Here is a 6,565-nt window from a genome sequence, read left to right on the forward strand (position 1 = left end):
CGCGCTCATAAAAGATGGCATGTCCCGTTCGGATGCACAAACAGCAGCCAACCATGCTGTTCAACTCTATCAAAGCGCAGAGGAAAAGACCGAAAAAGCCATCAAAGTCCTTGAAGAACGGGCAGAAACACTCTCAGACAATCTTGAGGATACGATCAAGGGAGCAAAAAACACTGCAACTAAAGCCACAAAAACAGCCTCCAATATGGGGTGGTGGGGCTTTTTAGGAAGTCTNCCAATATGGGGTGGTGGGGCTTTTTAGGAAGTCTCATAGGCGCCATTATTTCCAGTATTTTTGGCTATTATGGTTATAGAAGCCGTAAGGACACTTTCATGTTTTAAAACGTCTACCTGTCTACCTTTAAAGCAAATACATAAAAAGCTGCACGCATAGTGCAGCTTTTTTGCAAAATTTTCTTGATTTTTGTATGCTTTTCAACACAACAAGAATTTTCAAAATCCACGTGAAGCTTTTATAATCGTGAGAAACAAGCTGCAAAATAAAAGATTTTTTTCAATAATTCTATTTTTTTATGTTTTTCCTTTAAAAAACTTCTTAAATGAAGTGTTGACTCCATCGATTATATATATATGCCATTACAGCATAACAAATATGCGACTCTTGCTCTATTTTTTCCATTTAAGCCAAACGAATTTCGCAAAAAAATATTTCTCTACGATCAACAACTTTTCTCAATGTGGAAAACATATCAATCTTACATCTCATGTAAGAGGGAGCATTATGCGGTTAACATTTCATCCACACACAATATGAGAGAATAAGTTGAATTCTCTGATACAAAGGGAATACCAACCTACCAAATTATCTATTCTCAACAAAGCAACACTCTCACCACTTCAATACCAGTATTTTAGTTTGAGGATACGAACAAAATTTACATTCTAGATTAAATGTATCAAATAAATAATGAACATAAAATCTATGAATAAACAATGGTTTAACTGTACATGCTTCAAACAAAGAACAAAATTCTATAATCATGCGTTATTAAATTTTTTTTTGTAAATATTTTATACAGATATCAAAAATCGTACCATTGCTTTCAATACAAGAAACCGACATAAAAAGTTTCATATTGAATGACCAAAATAGTCTTTTACAAATTGCGATATTAGAGCAAAAACTTCATTGGCTAATTATATGAAAAAATAAAATAGAAAATGCATTTTAATAAATATAAAAGCAAATTGTTTTATAAAAGAATATGACAAAAACTGATAAATCAACTTATGATCATGTATTTATGATTCAGATATTGAGTTCAATTTTGCACAATCATTTGAAAAAAACGATAAGATTAAAGTTTATGCGAAACTGCCTAAATGGTTTAAAATTGATACATCTCTTGGATCATATACTCCCGATTGGACTGTATTATTCGAGCAAAATGGGCAAGAAAAACTGTATTTTGTTGTGGAAAGCAAAAGAAGCATTTTCGAAGACATGTTGCGCGTTCTGGAAAAAGCAAAAATCCATTGCGGTCATGAACATTTCAAAGCTTTGGGAGAAAATACCCAATATATTGTTTCTGATAATTATCAAACTTTTATCGATCAAGCACTTCAAAAAGATACCATAACAACTTGAAAAAATGTTTTGGCTATGGAAACAACCCTCCCCTATTGTTTATAAAATGCACCTTTTTCCTACTCTATAATTTACAAGCCCTTCCTTATAACCGATTTTAATTTTTATTAAACAATCAAGAGATTGTTGAACATTTTCCAGAAAAGGCTGCACATTTAAGAAAAGAAAATTATAAGCTATTGAGAATACATTTGACACCCAAACAATCATTTAGGCATAAAAAATGATCTATAAACAAACATTGGATTTTTAAGTCAATAATTTGATTTATAAAGATTTTAACATTTTCCATGTTAAATAATAAATGCAAATGGAGCAGGCATGCACGTCTCGTGTAGGTTCTGCTTTTGCTCTCATACAGAGTGAATTGACAGTAAACAGACTCCTCGATAAACTCATTAAGATCAACTTAACCGATGGTTTTATTTTGGAGGAAGAGGGATTGTATACAAGGGGACCATCAGCGCTCCCAATCACATTTATCCCAATATCAAAACCACAGCCATCACAAACACATGTTAATTTTTAAAAGTCTGGGAATGGGGCGGGGACAATATTTTAAAGAATATCAACAGGGGGCATAATAATGCAAAAGAGAGATTCCTATACAAAAACAGAAAGGTATGTCATATATACCGTCATTATTTCCAGCATACTTTCTCTGCTGGACGGGAGCATTGTCAATGTCATCCTTCCTAACCTTGCGCATTATTTTTCAGTCGGAGAAAATAATATACAATGGGTTGTAACATCCTATTTTCTCGCCACCGTTCCAGGGCTGCTAATGGCCGCTTTTGTGCAAGGAAGAATAGGTATCAAAAGCACTTGGCTTCTTGCAAGCTTCATTTTTATGCTTGGATCACTGGGGGTAGGATTAAGCTATAATTTTCCAACTATTATATCTGCCCGTATCGTTCAAGGTTTTGGGACCGGTCTTTTGCTGCCCCTTAGCCAAACCATCATTGCCTTACAATTTGGACAGACACGAGTGCGCCAAGCCATGGGCACCATAGCCGTACCAACAGTTTTCGCTCCTGCCTTTGGTCCGCTGGTAGGCGCCTCGCTTGCTCAGTATGTGTCTTGGCGTTTGTTATTTTTTATCAATATTCCGCTTATTTTATTGGCACTCACCCTTGGAGCTAAACATTTAAAGAGCAACGAAACAACAAAAACAAAATTTAACTTATTTGCTTTTTTAGCGTTTTCCATCTCCCTTCTTTCGTTTTTTTATCTCACAGAAGCCAGAAATATCAATAACCACAACACCCTCTTTATCCTAGCGCTTATAGCCGTGATATCTCTCATATTATTCATTGTTTCTAATCAGAAAGCAAAAAACAAATTAATCGTCTTTAGCGGATTTCAAAATGCGCGCTATACATTGCTCATGATCATGGGGCTCGTTGCTTCATTTCTTTTTTATAGCTTCCTCGTTTATTTCCCACTAGCCGTTGCCATGGGAGGAAACTATGAAAAGAGCCTTCTCATCATCGGTGCCCTCCTTGCTCTGCAAGGAGTAGGTGCGTGGATTGGCAGGAAATTTATTTACCAAAAATGGAAAGAAAAATCTCCCTTTTTCATGATAGGAATTGGTTTAGTGATATCAAGCTTTGGGTTATTATGCTTCGGCTATAATATAAGCATGGATGGACTGGGATTCTTGCTAAGAGGCATAGGACTTGGCATCGCCACCATTGTCTGCCTTTCCGCCCCCATCCAATATGTCAACAGTTTATACGTCAAAGATACAGCCGTTATCACACGCATATTACAGCAAATAGGTGGTGCCTTAGGGGGTATATTCGCTGGCTTTTTGATCCATTCGCTGACAGAAGAATCCCTGTCCTTAAACCAAACATATATCGTATTCTTCATATTCTCTATCGCTGCATTTTTACTGTTTTGCCTAGCCCTCCTCTTATCGCGTAAAGAGAAGAATTTTGATTTATGATATGCTTTATTTGAACACCCTATCCATAACATTGGCAATGGCATATAAAATCATACAGCATTTACCACTTTTCGAGAAACCAACACACTGAGACATTGAACACAGCCTTCATCATTTTTATGAAAGAACACTAAACCGATAAGCTCCTTAAGCTCTAAAATTGATCACCTCCAGTAACGTACGGTGTTTGTAATTTTATGATACCTCTGTGCTTTTAAATCCCTCTAAAAACCTCTTGAAATATGGGATTTTCTGATCAGACCTTTGCAAAGATCCACGAAATTAAGCACGCGTTTCAATGCGGAATAGTTCCATAAATGCGCTAACAGACGCCCTACAGAACCAGCATAGAATATAGAACCCACAATGCCCCCAAATGCTGACCATCTTCTGCCACGCATCGCGATGCAAAAAATCGCACTGTATTGCAAACTTGATAATGTTATTCCCCCCTTTTCAAAGTCATTGAATCACTATGCTTTCATAATCACAATAGGTTCAAATGAAACTGAAGCGACAAAAACAGCTGGTAAAGCAGCATCTTCTCTCCATTTCATTGTTAACTGTCATAACAAATCTCCCCCGCTTTAATAAAAAAGCCCTCTCTCATTGAGAAAGAAATTTTAAAAACATTGAAAATCATGAAGCACGATGACAGACAGCAAACCATCTCTAAAAAGACTGTTTCTTGATTTTCACAGCGTACTCTTAGATTTCTCTAACATTTTCCTGCCTTTAAATTTTCCTTATAAGTTTTACGGACAAAAGAAGCTTTTCAGAGTACTCTTACGCCTAGTTTCATTGTTTCAAGCTCCCTTACAGACACGATAAACGTTTATATTTTCATCTCTACCAAATACGCGAGATTAACAGCGGATATCATGAAAACAGTGTTTTAATAGAAAGCAGTAAGCTTAAAGAGATAAACGAAATTGGTAAACCAATCCCTGCCCGCTTGTTCTCTCTACCGGTTATGCAAATAAAGAGCGCCATCTACTCTTTCTGACAAGCAAAGAACACACACAACATTTAGTAACATGCCATTATTGAAATTCTTGTCACAAAACCTTCCGTTCAGGGATTATGCGCATTGCCTGCTTCCTTCTCTCCAATAAACAATCTGCCAATAAAGAATGCTATTGCAGTTACGATAATACAAAATTATACTTCTGTTCTCATTCTATATTTTTCCAATTATCACGCATTATTCACCCCCTTCACTGTTATAACAATGAAAGGAAAAAAATTAAAACACAATATGGCATTTCTCTTTCACAAATCTTATATAAGCCACAAAATTGTTGCGCGACTTTCTAAGCAAGGTCAAGCAATAAAATTATATTCTAACAACCACTCCACATACCACTTTTTGATATTATAAAGCCATAAAATGCAATTATCATCTCCGCAAACAATATCTCAGAAAAACAAAATCCCTTCTGCAATCATTGGACTACTCCCTCCAATGTTTGCGCACCATTATACGCATAACGAGTTAGATGACTTGTTTATTGCATCATTTGCTCCTCCTGAAATTCCAGAAGGTACAAAAATCCAAAAAGTTAAAGCGTGGCTACGTGCAATCAATTCTCAATGCGAAGAACCACTTGAATTCCTTGGTAACCTGCTTAGTGATTTTATGGAAAAAGAATATTATGATCCAGACCCTACCGGATTGAATTCATCGTTATACAAAAAAACTCTACAGTTAAAAGAAGATCAACGTAAAATTTTATAAACGTTAAAGAAAGATGGATTGGAATATCAGCGTGGAGGGTATATTATCAAAGCAGGTCTTCTTTCTATAAAAGAGCTACAAAACCGTATTGCAGAGAAAGGACTTTCAGCAGTAGAAATCGAAATAAATAGGGCATTAGAAAATATAGAAAAAGATCCAAGGGAGGCCGTTCTATTTGCAGCAAATCTGTTGGAAGCCTCTTGCAAAGCTTATCTCGACCACCATTCTATCCCATATGCAGAAAACGCCCGTAATAATCTGCCCGCTTTATGGGAAGAAGTCGTTAAGAAAGCTAAGATCCATCCCGAAGATATGAAGCAAGAAAACTTAAAAAATCAAGATCTAGATGAAAATGACTTAAAAATGATCGCATCCGGTCTGTATCAAATTGTGCGCGGTACTATAAAGTTAAGAAACAAGAAAGGTGCAGCGCACGGCCGCTCAGAAAAGGATTTTGAACTAATCAATCTCAAGCCTCGCCATGCGCGTTTAACTTTTAATGCCGCCCATTCCCTCTCAATTTATATTTTAGAGCTCATGGATCAGCCATAATAAAAACCATATCACGACTACCAGCATTTTCTTGTGCCATTTTTAATGCCTAAAAAGCATTAAAGGGGAGTGGTTGCTTCTACCCCTACAAAACCAAATATTTCTATAGCATGACAGAATGAGTAATCACACCACCCTATAGTTCTCCTTTTCCCCGCGTTTCTAGGCTCCGCTTCTAAAGTCAGTGGCAATTTCTGTAAATGCAAAAGCCGCCCTTAAGGATGGCGAATGAGGATGGTGCAAAAGTATTGCCTTGATTATTTTTTTAAGAACAAACTAGCTGGTGTACTATTTTTGGAAAGCTCTCGTGCAGAAATATTATGATGGAGAAGCTAGTCATTATGATAAAAACACAAGTCTTAACTCCCTAAAGAGAGAGAATCTGAGCTTAGATTTAATTCCTACAAAGCCTTTATGCGCGTAAATTACATACCTATACGTTCTTCCCCTACCCTACTTAATTTTATAATAAGGCAGCTCCGTATAAAAAACGGCACTATTCTTACATACCATAGCCATTATGTATGTTAGGATAGTGTAAAAAGCTGTTATTTCTCTATCTGAGCCGTAAAGCACTGCCCCCACAGATCATAGGCATAGGCTCGCTACCCCAAAAAGCTTGCTAGGTAAAAATCCCCCTTAGTATTTAGTGATATAGATAGTTTGGAGTTCAAGGAATTGTGTACAGTTTTTTGTTGCAAAAAGTTGGCAGATT

General features: G+C 36.4%; 4 protein-coding genes and 1 pseudogene. All 5 read left to right on the plus strand.

The genetic code is table 11. The features are described from left to right. Window positions 1-342 (plus strand): annotated as a pseudogene (locus ACFIK4_RS08815) (DUF3792 domain-containing protein); the annotation flags it as partial. Between the two features lie 976 nt (window positions 343-1,318). Continuing rightward, window positions 1,319-1,609 (plus strand): hypothetical protein, encoded by a 291-nt coding sequence (locus tag ACFIK4_RS08820; RefSeq protein ID WP_375612598.1) that lies wholly within the window; start codon window positions 1,319-1,321, stop codon window positions 1,607-1,609. Between the two features lie 586 nt (window positions 1,610-2,195). Beyond that, on the plus strand, window positions 2,196-3,560 hold the full coding sequence (locus ACFIK4_RS08825; protein ID WP_375675776.1) for an MFS transporter: 1,365 nt from the start codon (window positions 2,196-2,198) through the stop codon (window positions 3,558-3,560). A 1,390-nt stretch (window positions 3,561-4,950) separates the two neighbouring features. Next, entirely contained in the window at window positions 4,951-5,298 is a 348-nt protein-coding gene (locus tag ACFIK4_RS08830) for a hypothetical protein (RefSeq protein ID WP_375675777.1), read from the plus strand. 18 nt (window positions 5,299-5,316) lie between these two features. Next, the gene (locus tag ACFIK4_RS08835; protein ID WP_375675778.1) at window positions 5,317-5,850 is read left to right on the plus strand and encodes an abortive infection family protein; all 534 of its coding nucleotides are present in this window, start codon (window positions 5,317-5,319) and stop codon (window positions 5,848-5,850) included. Window positions 5,851-6,565: the final 715 nt, after the last annotated feature.

The organism is Bartonella sp. AP9QHHD (assembly GCF_042195625.1).
Taxonomy (GTDB): Bacteria; Pseudomonadota; Alphaproteobacteria; order Rhizobiales; family Rhizobiaceae; genus Bartonella.